The sequence below is a fragment of the Occultella aeris genome, from assembly GCF_902703175.1.
Classification (GTDB): domain Bacteria; phylum Actinomycetota; class Actinomycetes; order Actinomycetales; family Beutenbergiaceae; genus Occultella; species Occultella aeris.
Map to the genome: position 1 here is coordinate 243625 of NZ_CACRYJ010000017.1, position 14984 is coordinate 258608.

The window sequence follows — 14984 nt, forward strand, 5'->3', positions numbered from 1 at the left end:
GTTCTCAGATTGTCAATGATCTTCAATCACGATTGTCAATGATCTTCAAGCGGCTAGACTGCTCCACACCGAGGCGATTCAGGCGCTACCGTTCGTAGACAGCAGCGCGACGTAGCGGCGGAGATTGAGGGGAAACATGCGCATGATCTGCAGGCCCGTCGGGCCTCTTCGGATGGAACGGGCCGGCCGCCACGGCGGCACCACGGCGGGACCGGGACCAGGTTCGACGGCCGAGGTATCGGCTACCGTTCGCCTGGGGGGCGTCCGGTGATCGGCACCGGGAACTCTCCGCCCCGGACGTCCATGGCCGAGTACGTGTTGGCGGTTCTCCGTGAGCAGATCGCCACCGGCGTGCTCGCGCCCGGTCAGCACCTGCGCGAGATGGAACTCGCCGCGAGCCTGGACGTGAGCCGGGGTCCGGTGCGTGAGGCCCTGGCGTTCCTCGAGTCCGAGGGACAGGTCGAGATCCGGCGCCACCGGGGCGCGTTCGTGAGCGTGCTCACCCAGGTGGACGTGGAGGAGGTGCACACCTTTCGCGCCGCCATCGAGTCCCTTGCCGCCGAACGCGCATCGACGCGGATGACGCCTGCCCACTTCGCGGAACTGGACCGGGTGCTCGACGCGATGAAGGAGACCTCCGGATCCGTCGCCCCGCAGGAGGCGGTCCGACTGGACCTCGCCTTCCATGACGTGTTGTACGACGCGGCGGACCATCAGCGGCTCAGCCGCGCGTGGGTCTCCATCCGCAGCCAGGTGTTCTTCTTCCTGCACACCCGGAACGTGAACTTCCCCGATTTCCCGACCGTGGGTTATCCCGAGCACTACGAGCTCCGGATGGCGCTCGCGCAGGGGGATCCGGTCCTCGCCCGGGCCGCCGCCGAGGACCACCTCAGCGGCGCCTACACGCGCCTGCGTCAGCTCGAGCTGCCGACCGAGTCGGACCGCCCCGAGTGATGGTCCCGGCCTAGCTGCGTCACTGACCCACCGCACGGGTCAGTGACGCAGCGGCTTGCGCACACCTCACGCGCGGTGCGTCGAGTCGTCCGCGTACTCGGTGTACATGTAGGGGTTGTCGAGCACCTTCGACTCGGGGATCTCCGGGCTCATCCCCCGGCGCCACTCGTCGTCGCCGAGGGTGGCGCGCAGGTGCTCGATCGTCTGGTCGACGGCGGTGCGCGCCTTCGCGAGGTCGGTGCCGAGCAGCCGGTGCTCGTGCTTGAGCACCCGGCCGTTGACGACCACCGTGTGCACGTCGCCGCGCTGCGCCTGGAGCGCGATGTGACCGTACGGGTGCAGCACCGGGAACATGACGGGTGAGTCGTCGTTCTTGATCAGCACGACGTCCGCCTTCCTACCCGGTTCCAGGCTCCCGACGGCGGAGTCCAGTCCGAGGGCACGCGCGCCTCCTCGGGTGGCCCAGTCGACGACGTCCTGCGCCCGCAGCGAGATGTTGGTGACCGTGTCGCCGCTCGCGTGGGCCTCGAAGTGCTCGCGGGTGCGGTCGGAGGCCAAGGTCGCGCGCATCGCCGAGAACAGGTCCCCGCTCCACCACACGCTGGTGTCCATGGACAGCGAGATCGGCACTCCGTGGGCGCGCAGGGCCCAGCTCGAGGGATAGCCCTGCCCGCAGGAGGACTCACTCTCGGAGGACACCGACGCGTACCCGCCAGTCGCGGCGATGCGCTGGTAGGAGTCCGCGCTGAGGGTCGCCGCGTGCACGTACACGTTGCCCTGGCGCATGTGCCCATGGGAGTGCATGAGCCGGATCCCGTCGTCGTTCGTGGCACCCCAGACGCCGGCGTGCGTGGTCACCGCCACGTCCAGGTCGCGTGCCACGTCGAACGCGGCGCCCTCGGGGTACGCGGGGTCACCGGTGACGTCGAAGGCGAGCTGGAACCCGAGCATGTCACTGCGCGGGAGCGCCTCGGCGAACGCCCGGAACTCGGGGGCCGCGGTCCACTCCCAGGGCCCGGCGTGGATGTTGCCGTAGGCGAGCACCGCGCGGCCGCCCACCTGCTGCAGCGCCTCGAGCGCCGCCTCGCCGTGCTCCACGGTCTGCAGCCCATGGGACCAGTCCACCGTTGTCGTCACGCCGGCGTCGATCGCCTCGATCGCACCGAGCAGGTTGCCGGCATAGATGTCCTGCGGGCGGAAGTGCTTGCCGTAGGAGAGGTAGTTCCACACGAAGTACTGGGTCAGTGTCCAGTCGGCGCCGTAGCCGCGCATCGCCGTCTGCCACAGGTGCCGGTGCGTGTCGATCATGCCGGGCATGAGGATGCCGCCACTCGCGTCGATCTCGACGGCCGACTCGGGCACCTCCAGAGCCGGGCCGATCGCCTCGATCCGCTCCCCCACAACCAGCAGGTCGGCACCGTCGAGCACGGTGTGCACGTCATCCATCGTGACCACGAGAGCGTTCCGGAACACGATCGGGCGATCCGCGTCGAACGTCTCCTCGCCTTGCTCGCTCATTTCCAACCTCCGTCGTCGCAGGCCCGCGGACACCCATCCGCCTGGCGGACACTTGTCCGATGGAGCCACAATAGGTGACGCCCAACGCATGTCAACCCCCGTGAGGACGCCATGGACGCCGCAGTGATCACCGAGGCCGGAGTGCCGCCGAGCCTGCTCGAGCACCCCGATCCGATCCCGGGCGAGGGTGAAGCCCTGATCCGGGTGCACGCCGCGGCGATCGCGCCGCTGGACCTGGTCTGCGCGAGCGGCACCTCCTACTTCGGCGCGCCGGCCACCCCGTACGTGCCCGGGGTCCAGGGCGTCGGCGAGGTCGTGACCTCCTCCACCCTGCCGGCCGGTACCCGGGTCTGGTTCCCCACCTCGGCCGGCATGGCGCCCGGCGACGGGTCGATGGCGCCGTTGAGCGTGGCCCCCGAGGACGGCCTGCTACCCCTGCCCGACGGCGCCGGTGACGCACTGGTGGCCGCGCTCGGCCTGTCCGCGGTGGCGGCCTGGGCGGTCCTGACGGACCGCGGCGGGCTGAGACCGGGCGAGACGGTGCTCGTGCTCGGCGGCGGTGGCGTTGTGGGCCAGGTCGCGATCCAGGCGGCGCGCATCCTTGGGGCCGGCCGCGTGGTCGCGGCCGCGCGCTCGGATGGCGCCCTGGGACGCTGCGGGGCGGCGGGCGCCGACGCCGTCGTCGAGCTGCGCGGCGGTGAAGCACCCGCGGAACTCGCGCAGCGCCTGCTCGAGGCCAGCGGCGAACCGGTGGACCTGGTGGTCGACCCGCTCTGCGGGGATCCAGGTACCGCGGCGGCGTCGATCCTCGGCGAGGGTGGCCGGCTGGTGAACCTCGGCAGTTCCGCCGGCCCGACGGCGGTCTACGACTCGGCAACACTGCGGAGCCGGTCCGCGCAGATCCTCGGGTACACCAACAACGCCCTGACCCCGGCGCGACAACGGGAGATCCTCGCGCAGGTCCTCGAGCACGCGGTCGCCGGCGCGATCACCGTCGCCCACGAACTGGTTCCGCTCACCGACGTCACCGACGCCTGGACGCGACAGGCGCAGGGCCGCTGCGACGGCCGGATCGTGCTGGCCCCCTGACGAGGGAACCCCGACCCATGGCGGGCCGCAGCCACTCAGCGGATCGTCGTGACCGGGCGGGCGGCCCAGCGGGCCCAGTCCTCCTCGACCGCGGCCGCGGCCTCCTGCAGCGGCGGCAGGTGCTCCGCCAGCAGCGCCGCCAGGGACGTCTCGGCGGCGTGCACGGTGACGTTCATCGCGGCGGCGACCCGCCCGGAGGCGTCCCGCACCGGCACCGCCACCGAGCGCACCCCGGGCGCGAGCTCCTCGTCGGCGACGGCGTACCCCTGCTCCCGGACCTGGGCGAGCGTCTCACGCACGGCGGCCCGGGTGAACTCCGGCACGGGCAGGCCGGAGCGGGACGGAACCTTCAGGACCTTGGCGACGTCGCCGTCGGGCAGGTCGGCCAGCAGCACTTTGCCCTGGGAGGTGACCATCGCCGGGAACCGGGTGCCGACGTCGACGCGGAGGGCGATGAGCTTCGGCACCGCGACCCGGGTGACGTAGACGATGTCCGACCCGTCCAGCTGGGACATCGAGGAGGATTCGTGCGTGTGCCGCACCAGCGCCTCCTGGTGCGGGCGCGCGACGTCCCACAGACCGAGCGCGCCGACGTACGCCATGCCCAGTTCGACGACCCGCGGAGTGAGGGCGTAGGACCCGTCGTCGGCGCGGACGTAGCCGAGCTCGGCGAGGGTGAGCAGGATCCGGCGAGCCGTCGGGCGGGCCAGTTCGGCTGCCTTCGCGACCTCGCTGAGCGTCATCGCCGGGCGCTCGGGTCCGAAGGCGCGGAGCACGTCGAGCCCGCGTGCGAGCGCCTCGATGAAGTCGGGGCCGCGGGTCGGCTGCGTCATGACGTCCTTCCGGAGCGGGTCGAGCGGCGCCGACGGGGTGGCGGCGCGTGTGCGCCAGTTTGCACCACCCGGCCCCGGATCGACAGCGCACCCACCCGGCCCGGCCGACCTTGACACCGGGCCGGGCGCGGGCGACGCTAGGTCAACGGACACATGTCCGCCATGCGGTCACAGCGCCGTCGGCCAGCCCGGAAGGAACCCATGCCAGCCCAGAGCACACCGGCCCGCCCGTTGGACGGGCTGCTCGTCGCGGACCTCTCCCGGGTGCTCGCCGGCCCGTACGCGACGATGCTGCTGGCGGACCTGGGCGCCGACGTGATCAAGGTCGAGTCCCCCGGCGGCGACGACACCCGCACCTGGGTCCCCCCGGTCCGGCCGGACGGCGTGTCCACCTACTACGCCTCGATCAACCGGAACAAGCGCTCGATCGTGCTGGACTTCAAGAACGGGACGGACCTTGCCGCGGCGCAGGAGCTGGCGCGCCGCGCGGACGTGCTCGTGGAGAACTTCAAACCCGGGGGCCTCGCGAAGTTCGGGCTCGACTACGACTCCGTCAGCACGGCCAACCCCGCGATCATCTACTCCTCGATCAGTGGGTTCGGCTCCGGCGAAGGCGCCACGCTGCCGGGTTACGACCTGATCGTGCAGGCGATGTCCGGACTGATGAGCCTGACCGGGGACGCCGACGGCCAGCCGTACCGGGCCGGGATCAGCGTCTTCGACGTCATGGCCGGGCTGCACTCGACCATCGGCATCCTGGCCGCCGTGCGACACCGCGAGCGCACCGGGCAGGGCCAGCACATCGAGGCGAGCCTGATGGCGTCCGCGATGAGCGGGCTGGTGAACCAGACGATGGCCTACGTCGGTGGCGGCGTCACCCCGATGCGGATGGGCAACGCCCACCCGAGCCTGTTCCCCTACGAGCCGCTGCCCACCGCTGACGACGACCTCATCATCACGGCCGGCAACGACACCCAGTTCCGGCGGCTGTGCGAGGTGCTCGGCATCCCCGAGGTCGCCGCCGACCCGCGGTTCGCCGAGAACGCCGGCCGCACCGAGCGCCGCGAAGAGCTTCGGCCCCTGCTCGTCGAGCGGCTCCGCACCCAGCCGGCGGAGGTCTGGTTCGAGGCTCTGAACGCCGTCGGGGTGGCCTGCGGGCCGATCAACACGATCGCGCAGGGAGTCGAGTACGCGCGCCGGCTCGGGCTGGAGCCCGAGGTGGCCGTGGGGCCCGACGGCGTCCCCGGGGTCCGTCATCCGCTCACCTACTCCGGAACGTCTCCGCGCTACGACCTCGCCCCTCCGGGGCTCGGGGAGCACACCGACGAGATCCGCGCGTGGCTGGCCGAGGAGCACCGGTGACCGACCAGCCCCGCTACCCCACGTCGCTCGGCACGTCGAGTGCCACCGAGATCCATCTGCTCGGCCACGATCTTGCCGAGGACCTGATGGGCACCGTCGGGTTCGGCGAGCTCGCGTTCTGGCTGGTGGCGATGCGCCGCCCGAGCGCCGGGGAGGTCCGGGTGTTCGAGTCGGTCCTGGTCGCGCTCACCGACCACGGCTTCACCCCCACGGCGATCGCCGCCCGGCTGACCGACCTGAGCGCGCCCGGTGCGCTGCAGGGGGCGGTGGCCGCCGGGATCCTCGGCGGCGGATCGAGGTATCTCGGCGTCACCGAGGACACCGGGATCTTCCTGGCGCAGATCCTCACCGAGGCCGCGCAACCGCTGCCGGACACCGAGGCCGGCTGGGACGAGCTCGCGGCGACCGCCCTCCGGGCGCAGCGGGCCGCCGGCGCGAAGGTCCCGGGTCTCGGGCACCCGGTGCACAAACAGGGCGACCCCCGCACGCCACGGCTGATCGCGATCGCCGACGAGGAAGGACTGCACGGTCCGCACCTGCGCCTGTTCGAGGCGCTCGGCCGGATGAGCGAGCCGGTGCTCGGACGAGCCCTGCCCCTCAACGGTGCCGGGGTGTGCGGGGCCGCGCTGGCCGATCTCGGCCTGCCCGTGGAGATGCTCCGCGGCTTCGCGCTCCTTGCCCGCACCGCCGGCCTGCTGGGCCAGATCGCCGAGGAGCGCCGCAACCCGATCGCCCCGGCCATCTACGCGGCGGTCGACCGCAACGCCGTCTACGTACCCCCGCTCGAGCCGGACGTACCCTGACCGACCCGCCACCGCCGTCGACCCACGAAGGAGCCCGAAGTGGCCCAGCTCACCGCCGTGCTGGCCAGCACGCACCACCCCTTCTACTACCAGGCCACCACGTCACCTCCGCAGGAGCGGCCTCCGTTCGCCGCGGAGTGGCAGCGCAAGGTGGAGGCCTACCGGGAGACCCTCACCGCGGCCCGGCCGGACGTGTTGGTCATGGTCGGCGCCGACCACTTCCACCAGTTCTTCCTCGACAACTACCCGCAGTTCCTGATCGGGCGGGCGGAACGCTACGACGCCACGTTCTACAACGAGGAGCGCGAGTTCGGGCTGCCCAAGTACGTCCTCGACGGCGACGTCGAGCTCTCCCGGTACCTGCACGAGGGTCTGCTCGAGCGGGACTTCGACTTCTCGTTCTCGCACGAGCTGAAACTCGACCATTCGATCATCTGCCCGATCATCACAGTGCGGCCCGAGGCGGACCTGCCGGTGGTGCCGATCTACACGAACATCTTCGCGCCGCCACTGCCGTCGCCGAAGCGGTTCTGGCAGGTCGGCCGGGCGATCCGGGAGGTCATCGACGCCTATCCCTCGGACCTGCGCGTGGCGGCGATCGGCACCGGGCACCTGTCGCTCGAGCTCGGCGGACCGCGCCAGTTCGGTGAGCACGGCCCGGACCCGGAGTTCGACCGGAACGCGATCGAGTGGCTCGCTACCGGGAACGTCGACGCGATCCTGGAGAACGTGACGCACGAGTCGATGGCGGGCGCGGGCAATGCCACGCACGGGTTCATGGACCTGCTGCTGATGATGGGCATCGCGGGTGACGGCGTGCAGGCGGACTACGTCGACGAGCTCGACCTCTTCCACACCCGCGAGATGTACATGACCTGGTACCCGAACGGAGCCCCGGCATGAGCACGTACTACGTGGACAAGTTCCTCTACACGATCGACCGGGACCCGAAGTGGGTGCAGCGGTACAAGGACGATCCGGCCGGCACCGTCGAGGCGTGGGAGCAGGAGGTGGGGCGTTGGCTCAACGACTCCGAGGAGACCACCGTGCTGTCCTTCACCGATGCCGAGCGGGCCGCGCTGGCCGCGCACGACTACGTCTGGCTGTTCGAGCACGGGGCGCACTTCTTCCTCAACCTGACGCTGTTCATCGCGCTGTACGACGAGGAGTTCACCCTCGAGCAGGGTCCGTTGTCCTTCCAGCGCGAGTTCGGCCGGAAGCTGAGCCACTGGCTCGGCAAGGAGTACCCCTCGGTGGGTCTCTGACCGGGCGCGCGGAAGGTTCCACCCCTCGGCCACGCGTGCGGGCGCTGGTCCTGTGGTTGCATGCGGACATGACCACGCGAGCCGCCCGCGGCCTGGCCACCCTGGGACTCGGCGCTGGTCTGCTCGCGGGCTGCGGGCTCCTCCCCGGCGGTAGCGGCGGGCCGGACGCCACCGAGTTCTTCACCGGGGCCGAGGAAGTTGCGCTGGCCGAGGCGGTCGAGGCCGGCGACGAGGACGAAGTCACGCGGCTGGTCGCCGACGGCGCCGATCCGGACGCGCGAGGTACCGAGGACCTCACCATGGCGCAGTGGGCCATCCACGTCGAGAGCGCGGACGGGCTCGCCGCCCTCCTCGATGCCGGTGCCGACCCGGACCTGACCGGTTGGGCCGGGAAGACCCCGCTGGAGGACACCGTGGACGTGAACACGTCCGACGCCACGTCGGAGACGATGATCCCGATCCTGCTCGCGGCCGGGGCCGACGTGGACGCGCAGAACTCCATCACGGGGGTGACCGCGCTGGGAGCGGCATGCGTGACGTCCTCCGACCTGGCCATCGGCCTGCTCCTCGACGGTGGCGCGGATCCGGACGGCGGCGACGCGAACGGCAGTCGGCCTCTGCACGACTGCGCCCGGGTCAACCGCGGCGCCCAGCTGATCGTGCTGCTGGATGCCGGGGCCGACCCGCTCGCCCTGACCAGCAGTGGCACGAGCTTCCAGGACCACTACTTCGGGTACGACCCGGAGTTGCTGAACGAGCGGGCCGCCGGCGAGCGCGCCGACGTCATCGCGTGGCTCGAGGCGAACAGGATCCCGGTCATCCCGGAGGCCTACGCCTGACCTCGGTTCGTCCTCCCGAGTCCTTCGCGCACCGATGGCCACGACAACAGCGCGCTGCGGACGTCGTCGCGCTGCTCGGCCGCGAGCGCGTCGGCGTACGCCCGCTCGAGGACGTCGTCGATCGCGACCCGCTGCCCGGTGCCCGCCGACGCGACCGCCGCCTCGACCATCGCGAGGCTGAGCACGTTGTCCGCGACCTCGCACATCACCGGAGCACCGCGCATGCCGGCGACGAACGCGGCCAGGGACCCGACGAGTTCCCGTCCGGGATCGGCCACATCGGTGAGGTCGACCGGTTCCGGACCCTCCACCACCGGCAGGCGGTCACCGTCCCAGGTCGCGCTGCCGTGTTCGGCCGAGAGCCGCCAGTCCCCGTTCCAGGACGTCTCCAGCCCGGGCGCACACCAGGACCCGCTGTAGGAGAACCGCGCCCCGTCACTCATCTCGAACGTCGCGATCGCGCAGGCGTCACCGTCGAACCAGCTCCACGGCGGGTTGAACGACTCGGCGTAGACCGCGACCGGGTCGGCGTCGAGCAGGAACCGGGCCAGGTCGAACTGGTGGATCGCCATATCGACGATCAGCGGCTGCGGCATGCGCTCGCGGAACCCGCCGAAGTGCGGCGCCTTGTAGAAGTCGACGGCGAGGGTCCCCGCGGTCCCGAGCGCACGGGCGGCCTCGCGCAGTTGAAACGCCTCCCGGAGGTAGCGGCGGGACTGGCTGACGACGACCCGTCGCCCGGTCAGCTGGGTCGCCGCCACGAGCGAGAGGGCCTCGGCGACGGTCTCGGTGACCGGCTTCTCACCGAGCACGTCGAGCCCGGTGAACAGGGCCGCCGTCGTGATCGCGTGGTGCGCCGTCGGGACTGCGACATCGACGACGGCGGTCGCGCCCGCCTCGCGGGCGACCGTCACCAGGTCCGTGCCCACCACGACGTCGCCTGCGGCGAGCCCGGCCGGGGCGGCGGCGAGTGCCGCCGCCGCCCCGGCGAGGTCCAGGTCGACCAGGCCGACGAGCTCGGTGTCCGGATTGGCCGCGATCACGTTCAGCCAGGCCCGGCCCATGCTGCCGGCGCCGACCTGGACGAGCCGCAGCGGCGCCCCCGAGGGCCCCGCCGGGCTCACTCGGCGCCCGCTGGTTCGGTGGCCCGCTGCTCGGCCGCGGCAGTGGCTTCGGCGCTCAGTGCACCGCCGTAGCCGTGACCGTTGTAGAAGTCCTCCGTCTCGTACCGCAGCAGGGTCGGCAGGCTCCGCTCGGGCCGCACCGTATGCGCCCACTCGACGCCGTTCGAGATGACCCGGCGCACCCCCTCGTGGAAGTAGGTCGGGAAGTCCTGGTCGCCGGGGCGGAAGTAGAAGATCCTGCCGTGGCCGCGCCGGAACGTGCAGCCGGACCGGAACACCTCGCCGCCACTGAACGAGGAGATGAAGATGAGCTCGTCCGGGGTGGGGATGTCGAACTGCTCGCCGTACATCTCGTCCTCCTCGATGATCATCGGGTGCGGGATGCCCTGGGCGATCGGGTGCGTCGCGTCGACCGTCCACACGAGCTCGCGGTCATGCTCGGTACGCCAGCGCAGCGTGCAGGTGGTGCCCATCAGCTTCACGAACAGTTTCGACCAGTGCCCCGAGTGCAGCACTATCAGCCCCATGCCCTCCAGCACGTGCCGGTGGGCCCGCTCGACCACCTCGTCGGCAACCTCGCCGTGCGCGGCGTGTCCCCACCAGATCAGCACGTCGGTGTCGGCCAGCGCCTCCTCGGTCAGGCCGTGCTCGGGCTCGTCCAGGGTGGTGGTGCGCACCCGGACTCGACTGCCGAGGTTCGCCTCGATCCCCTGTGCGATCGCCCCGTGCATCCCGTCGGGATAGCGCTGCGCGACAGCCGGTTCGAGCTGCTCGTGACGGTTCTCGCCCCAGACGAGGACCCGGATCGGTTCAGACATGTGTGGACTCCTAGGTTGTGGGTGAGGGGACTCAGGACTTGACCGCGCCGCCGGTGACCCCGGCCGCGACGTAGCGCTGGGCGAGGACCAGCAGGGCGATGGCCGGCAGCGAGGACAGTACGGCGGTCGCCATGATCGGCGACCAGTCGCTCACGAAGCCCCCGATGTAGCTGTACAGGCCGAGCGTGATCGGACGCATGCTCTCCGACGTCGTCAGCGTGAGCGCGAACAGGAAGTCGCCCCACGCGAACAGGAAGGTGAACAGCGCCGAGGTGATGAGGGCGTTGCGGCTGATCGGCAGCACGACGGACACGAACGCGCGGACCGGGCCTGCGCCGTCGACGTAGGCGGCCTCGACGATCGAGGCTGGGATGCTCATCATGAAGGCCCGCATCAGGATGATCGAGAACGGGATGCCTGCCGCCGAGTCGGCCAGGATCAGGCCGGCGTAGGTGTTCAGCAGCCCGAGGTCGCTGTACGCGCTGTACAGGGCGTTCGCGACGACGATGCCGGGAACCATCTGGGTGGTCAGCACCGCGAACAGGAACACCACGACCCACTTGCCGAACCGGAAGTGCGCCAGGGCGTACGCCGCCGGGGCCGCGATCAGCAGGCTGAACACCACGGCGCCGAGGCTGACGACCAGGCTCGTCACCAGGTTGCCGCCCTGCTCCGCCAGTGCCGTCCGGTATCCGTCGAAGGAGAGGTCGAGGGGCAGCCACGGCGTCGCCGAGGCATTGCCCGCCGGCTGCAGCGAGACGTTGAGCATCCAATAGAGCGGGAAGAGCATGACGGCGATGATGATCACGCCGAGGATCGTGTGGCCGGGCCGGCGCGGGGTGGGCACCTTGGACGGGCGACCGGCGGCGTCGCCACCGGCGGTTCGCCGGGCGATCGGAACTGCGGCACTCATGAGACCTCCAGCCTCTACTCGTCGATCGCGCGCCGGTTGAGGCGCAGGTAGACGATCGCGAATGCGAGCGAGATCAGCACCAGGATGTTGCCCAGGGCGGCGCCCACCCCGAAGTCGAACTCGCGGAACGACATGTGGTACGAGAACGTCGCGATCGTCTGGGTCGCGTTGGCGGGCCCTCCGTTCGTCAGACCCAGGATGACGTCGAGCACCTTCAGGGTGTACACGACGCCAAGCACGAGGACCACCGTCACCACCGGCCGCAGCAGTGGCCAGGTGATGTGCCGGAACGCGCGGGCTCCGGTGGCCCCGTCGAGTGAGCCCGCCTCGTACAGTTCCTCGGGGATCTCCTGCAGGCCGCCGTACAGGATCGTCGCGTTGAAGGGGATGCCGAGCCAGATGTTGACGATGATGACGGCGACCAACGCCAACGTCGTCGACGTCAGCCAGGCAGGACGTCCGTCCACGAACGGCAGCAGGTCGAGGGTCCGGTTCAGGACCCCGTGATCGGTGTCGAGGATCCATCGCCAGACCGCCGACGCGGCGATCATCGGCACCAGCCACGGCAGCAGCAACAACGAGCGCAGCACGCCGGACAGCTGGAACCGCCGGTGGAAGAAGAGCGCGATGAGCAGACCGATCGTGAACTGCCCGACGATGGAGCCGACCGTGAACAATCCGGTGTTGAGCAGGGCTCGGTCGAACACCGGGTCGGTCAGGGCGGTGACGTAGTTCGCGAACCCGACCCAGGGCGCTTCGCCCGTGTAGAAGGTCCTGGTCGTGTACTCCTGGAAGCCCATGGTGATGTTCTTGACCACGGGGTAGCCGAAGAACAGCACCAGATAGACGGCAGCTGGGATCAGGAACGCGACCTGGACGAGTCGGCCGCGACCGACCGATCGGCGCCGGGCCGGCCGGGCCGGGGCCGGCGGCGCCAGCCCGCCGGACCCGGCCCGCACGTCGGTGGAGGTCACCGGCTCAGCCGTTCTGCGCCTGGGCCAATGCGTCCTCCGGGCTCATGCCTCCGACGAGCGCGTTCTGGACCGCCTCGTAGATGGCCGTCGCCTGCGTCGGCCACTCCGGCCCGAGCTCTCCGGTGCGCGCGCGCAGGTCCGGGACCTGTTCGGCGAACGAGGCGAGGTTCGGGACCTGCTCGACGACGGCGTCGGACAGCGACGGGTCGGTCGGCACCGTGTTGGTCCCGACCGCGGCGTCGACCACCGCATCCTCCCCGACGAGGCACTGGACGAACTCGGCGGCGACGGCCATCCGCGCGTCGTCGCCGGTCTGCGGGACCGCCCAGGCCTCGCCGCCGAACGGCGAGGTCACGGTCTCGCCGGCCGCCGGCGCCGGGATGGGGACGATGCCGTACTCGAGCTCGGCGTTCTCCGCGAGCGTGCCGAAGTTCCAGGGCCCGTTGACCATCATCGCGGCGTTGCCGCTGGAGAACTGGTCCGCGACGTCCGCCTGCGACCAGGTGACCACCGACTGCGACATCGACCCGGAGTCCAGCAGGTCCTTCCACAGCTGCAGTGCTCCTGCGACCTCCGGAGTCGCGATGTCCGCCTCGTCGCCGCCGTTGGACCACATGAACGGCAGGAACTGCCAGGTGCCCTCGTAGGTGTTGATCGCCGACAGGGCGAGGCCGTACTGGTCCCCTTGGGTCAGCGCAGCGGCCGCGGTCTCGAGCTCCTCCCACGTGCCGGGCGGTTCGATCCCGGCGTCCGCCAGGACCTGGGTGTTGTAGAAGAGGGCGATCGTGTTGGTCACCGGCTGCAGCGCGTACAGCTCGTCCTCGTAGGTGGAGGCGGACAGCACGCCCTCGGCGATGCCGCCCGGGTCGAGATCGAACTCGGACAGCGGGGCCAGGGCGCCACTCTCAGCGATCTGCTGGACGTCGGGGTTGTCGAGCATGAGGACGTCCGGCAGGGTGCGCGAGGAACTCATCTGCAGCACCTTGGCGATGAGGTCGCCGCCAGGCACCGACTCGCGGTTCAGTTCCACGCCGACCTCGGCGGCGCAGGCGTCGAGGACCCCCTGCCAGACGGTCTTGTTCGGGTCGTTGTTGTAGTAGTCGAGGACGTGCAGCTCGGTGACCTCGCCACCGTCACCATCGCCGCCACCACCACCGCCACCACCGCTGCACGCGGCCGCGAACATCAGCGGCACCGTGGCCGCCGCTGCGATCGCACCTCGGGATCTGGAGAACCTGGTCATCTCGTTCCTCTCTGTCGGGCCCACGTCCTCGTGGGCTGAACCGGACCGATCGTCGGGATCGGGCCCGGCAGTCGATACGTATCGATTTTGAATCGGATGTGTCGTTGTCGTCGGGCAGGATGTCGCGGCCGGCGCTAGCCGAGCGGACGGACTGAGCCGCGCGTGGTCAGGCGTGCTTCCACGAGTCGCAACTCGGCGGGGATCTCGTTGTCGAGCAGGTCGAACAGCCACCCCATGGCGAGCCGGGACACGTCCCTGGGCTGCGGGGACACCGCCGTCGGCGGGACCGGCTGAGCCTGCGCCTCGACGTCGGTGCACAGGGACACCACGTCGAGGTCGCGCCCAGGCACCAGACCGCGTTGCTGAAGTGCCGCGCCGAGGTCATGCGGACTGTGCACCGTGAGCAGCCCGGGGTGGGGGCGGCCGTCCGGCGCCAGCACCGAGTCGAGGAATGCGTCGACCCCGGCACGTGTGTGCGGTGCGCTGATCCAGCGCAGCGGGACCCCACGCTCCGCGGCGCGCGCCTCGGCGCTGGCACGGAAGCGGGGGACGTAGTTCATGCCCAGGCCGACACGCTCCTCGGACCATCCGAGCGCGGCGATCTCGCGGCAGCCGACATCGGCCAGGGCGTCGACCAGCAGGAACGCTCCGGTCTCGAAGTCGAAGTCGATGCAGTGCAGTCCGTCGTGGTCATCCGGCACGCCGATGAAGATCACGGGCATCTCGAGTTCACGGGCCATCGCGGCTCGGGGGTCGTCGGTCGCGACCTCCATGACGATCACGGCGTCGCACATGGCGCGTCGCTGCACCCGGGCCAGCCCGGCCGGCCCTTCGGCGGCCGTCAGCATCAGGACGTCGTAGTCGTGGTCGCGGGCGTTCACCGCGATCTCCTCGGCGAAGGCCATCAGTCCGCTCGCCGCCTCGGGGTTGTGGAACGGCACCACCAGGCCGACGACGTTCGTGCGATGCCCGGCAAGCGCGCGGGCCCCGGCGTGCGGCTCGTAGGTGAGTCGGTCGATCGCCTCCAACACGATCAGGCGGGTCTTCTCGGAGATCGGCCGCTTCCCGCTCATCACGTACGAGACCGTGCTCTGCGAGACACCGGCGACGCGTGCGACGTCCTTGCTCGTCGGTGCCGGCCGGCCACGACGCACGCTCGGCGCGGCGCCGACGGGACCCGCTCCGGGGTCCGTCGTCTCGGCCACACGATCGTCGTCGATACGCATCGACGATGATGCTACGGGACGGA

The 14984-nt window shown here is 70.7% G+C and carries 15 protein-coding genes; 7 read left to right on the plus strand and 8 right to left on the minus strand.

All coding sequences use genetic code 11. The features are described 5' to 3' along the window. The first annotated feature begins 303 nt into the window (after positions 1 to 303). On the plus strand, positions 304 to 954 hold the full coding sequence (locus HALOF300_RS06820) for a GntR family transcriptional regulator (RefSeq protein WP_154796494.1): 651 nt from the start codon (positions 304 to 306) through the stop codon (positions 952 to 954). A 66-nt stretch (positions 955 to 1020) separates the two neighbouring features. Here the strand turns inward: HALOF300_RS06820 and HALOF300_RS06825 are convergent, their stop codons facing one another. Beyond that, positions 1021 to 2472, minus strand: a complete 1452-nt coding sequence (locus HALOF300_RS06825) for an amidohydrolase family protein (RefSeq protein ID WP_156740187.1) — start codon at positions 2470 to 2472, stop codon at positions 1021 to 1023. 111 nt (positions 2473 to 2583) lie between these two features. Here HALOF300_RS06825 and HALOF300_RS06830 point away from each other — a divergent pair, with 111 nt between their 5' ends. Beyond that, positions 2584 to 3561 carry a quinone oxidoreductase family protein gene (locus HALOF300_RS06830; RefSeq protein ID WP_156740188.1) on the plus strand — a complete coding sequence of 326 codons (978 nt, stop codon included), beginning with the start codon at positions 2584 to 2586 and terminating at the stop codon, positions 3559 to 3561. A 35-nt stretch (positions 3562 to 3596) separates the two neighbouring features. Here HALOF300_RS06830 and HALOF300_RS06835 read toward each other — a convergent pair whose 3' ends face one another. Then, positions 3597 to 4394: an IclR family transcriptional regulator domain-containing protein gene (locus HALOF300_RS06835; RefSeq protein WP_156740189.1), complete on the minus strand. Its 798-nt coding sequence runs from the start codon at positions 4392 to 4394 to the stop codon at positions 3597 to 3599. A 201-nt stretch (positions 4395 to 4595) separates the two neighbouring features. Here HALOF300_RS06835 and HALOF300_RS06840 point away from each other — a divergent pair, with 201 nt between their 5' ends. From HALOF300_RS06840 to HALOF300_RS06860, 5 genes are all read left to right on the plus strand, one after another. Beyond that, positions 4596 to 5756: a CaiB/BaiF CoA transferase family protein gene (locus tag HALOF300_RS06840; protein WP_156740190.1), complete on the plus strand. Its 1161-nt coding sequence runs from the start codon at positions 4596 to 4598 to the stop codon at positions 5754 to 5756. Further along, positions 5753 to 6559: a citryl-CoA lyase gene (locus HALOF300_RS06845; RefSeq protein ID WP_156740191.1), complete on the plus strand. Its 807-nt coding sequence runs from the start codon at positions 5753 to 5755 to the stop codon at positions 6557 to 6559. The genes HALOF300_RS06840 and HALOF300_RS06845 overlap by 4 nt, the downstream gene beginning before the upstream one ends. Positions 6560 to 6598: 39 nt before the next feature. Next, positions 6599 to 7462 carry a DODA-type extradiol aromatic ring-opening family dioxygenase gene (locus HALOF300_RS06850; RefSeq protein WP_156740192.1) on the plus strand — a complete coding sequence of 288 codons (864 nt, stop codon included), beginning with the start codon at positions 6599 to 6601 and terminating at the stop codon, positions 7460 to 7462. Beyond that, the gene (locus tag HALOF300_RS06855) at positions 7459 to 7824 is read left to right on the plus strand and encodes a hypothetical protein (protein ID WP_156740193.1); all 366 of its coding nucleotides are present in this window, start codon (positions 7459 to 7461) and stop codon (positions 7822 to 7824) included. Before HALOF300_RS06850 ends, HALOF300_RS06855 begins: the two co-directional genes overlap by 4 nt. 68 nt (positions 7825 to 7892) lie before the next feature. After that, positions 7893 to 8663 (plus strand): ankyrin repeat domain-containing protein, encoded by a 771-nt coding sequence (locus tag HALOF300_RS06860; protein WP_156740194.1) that lies wholly within the window; start codon positions 7893 to 7895, stop codon positions 8661 to 8663. On the opposite strand, the gene HALOF300_RS06865 is transcribed toward HALOF300_RS06860, so the two are convergent. The 6 genes from HALOF300_RS06865 to HALOF300_RS06890 all read right to left on the minus strand — a co-directional run bounded on the left by HALOF300_RS06865 (position 8654) and on the right by HALOF300_RS06890 (position 14961). Further along, positions 8654 to 9787, minus strand: a complete 1134-nt coding sequence (locus tag HALOF300_RS06865) for a Gfo/Idh/MocA family protein (RefSeq protein WP_231955109.1) — start codon at positions 9785 to 9787, stop codon at positions 8654 to 8656. The genes HALOF300_RS06860 and HALOF300_RS06865 overlap by 10 nt on opposite strands. Next, positions 9784 to 10605 (minus strand): ThuA domain-containing protein, encoded by an 822-nt coding sequence (locus HALOF300_RS06870; protein WP_156740196.1) that lies wholly within the window; start codon positions 10603 to 10605, stop codon positions 9784 to 9786. The genes HALOF300_RS06865 and HALOF300_RS06870 overlap by 4 nt, the downstream gene beginning before the upstream one ends. A 31-nt stretch (positions 10606 to 10636) precedes the next feature. Beyond that, positions 10637 to 11518, minus strand: a complete 882-nt coding sequence (locus tag HALOF300_RS06875) for a carbohydrate ABC transporter permease (protein WP_156740197.1) — start codon at positions 11516 to 11518, stop codon at positions 10637 to 10639. Between the two features lie 14 nt (positions 11519 to 11532). Continuing rightward, positions 11533 to 12492 carry a carbohydrate ABC transporter permease gene (locus HALOF300_RS06880; protein ID WP_156740198.1) on the minus strand — a complete coding sequence of 320 codons (960 nt, stop codon included), beginning with the start codon at positions 12490 to 12492 and terminating at the stop codon, positions 11533 to 11535. 4 nt (positions 12493 to 12496) lie between these two features. Continuing rightward, entirely contained in the window at positions 12497 to 13735 is a 1239-nt protein-coding gene (locus HALOF300_RS06885; RefSeq protein WP_156740199.1) for a sugar ABC transporter substrate-binding protein, read from the minus strand. A gap of 134 nt (positions 13736 to 13869) precedes the next feature. Next, entirely contained in the window at positions 13870 to 14961 is a 1092-nt protein-coding gene (locus tag HALOF300_RS06890) for a LacI family DNA-binding transcriptional regulator (RefSeq protein WP_156740200.1), read from the minus strand. Positions 14962 to 14984: the final 23 nt, after the last annotated feature.

Bases quoted from the DNA above. Each gene is read 5' to 3' on its own strand.
- HALOF300_RS06820 (WP_154796494.1), top strand. From the start codon at position 304: ATGGCCGAGTACGTGTTGGCGGTTCTCCGTGAGCAGATCGCCACCGGC.
- HALOF300_RS06825 (WP_156740187.1), bottom strand. From the start codon at position 2,472: ATGAGCGAGCAAGGCGAGGAGACGTTCGACGCGGATCGCCCGATCGTG.
- HALOF300_RS06830 (WP_156740188.1), top strand. From the start codon at position 2,584: ATGGACGCCGCAGTGATCACCGAGGCCGGAGTGCCGCCGAGCCTGCTC.
- HALOF300_RS06835 (WP_156740189.1), bottom strand. From the start codon at position 4,394: ATGACGCAGCCGACCCGCGGCCCCGACTTCATCGAGGCGCTCGCACGC.
- HALOF300_RS06840 (WP_156740190.1), top strand. From the start codon at position 4,596: ATGCCAGCCCAGAGCACACCGGCCCGCCCGTTGGACGGGCTGCTCGTC.
- HALOF300_RS06855 (WP_156740193.1), top strand. From the start codon at position 7,459: ATGAGCACGTACTACGTGGACAAGTTCCTCTACACGATCGACCGGGAC.
- HALOF300_RS06860 (WP_156740194.1), top strand. From the start codon at position 7,893: ATGACCACGCGAGCCGCCCGCGGCCTGGCCACCCTGGGACTCGGCGCT.
- HALOF300_RS06870 (WP_156740196.1), bottom strand. From the start codon at position 10,605: ATGTCTGAACCGATCCGGGTCCTCGTCTGGGGCGAGAACCGTCACGAG.
- HALOF300_RS06875 (WP_156740197.1), bottom strand. From the start codon at position 11,518: ATGAGTGCCGCAGTTCCGATCGCCCGGCGAACCGCCGGTGGCGACGCC.
- HALOF300_RS06885 (WP_156740199.1), bottom strand. From the start codon at position 13,735: ATGACCAGGTTCTCCAGATCCCGAGGTGCGATCGCAGCGGCGGCCACG.
- HALOF300_RS06890 (WP_156740200.1), bottom strand. From the start codon at position 14,961: ATGCGTATCGACGACGATCGTGTGGCCGAGACGACGGACCCCGGAGCG.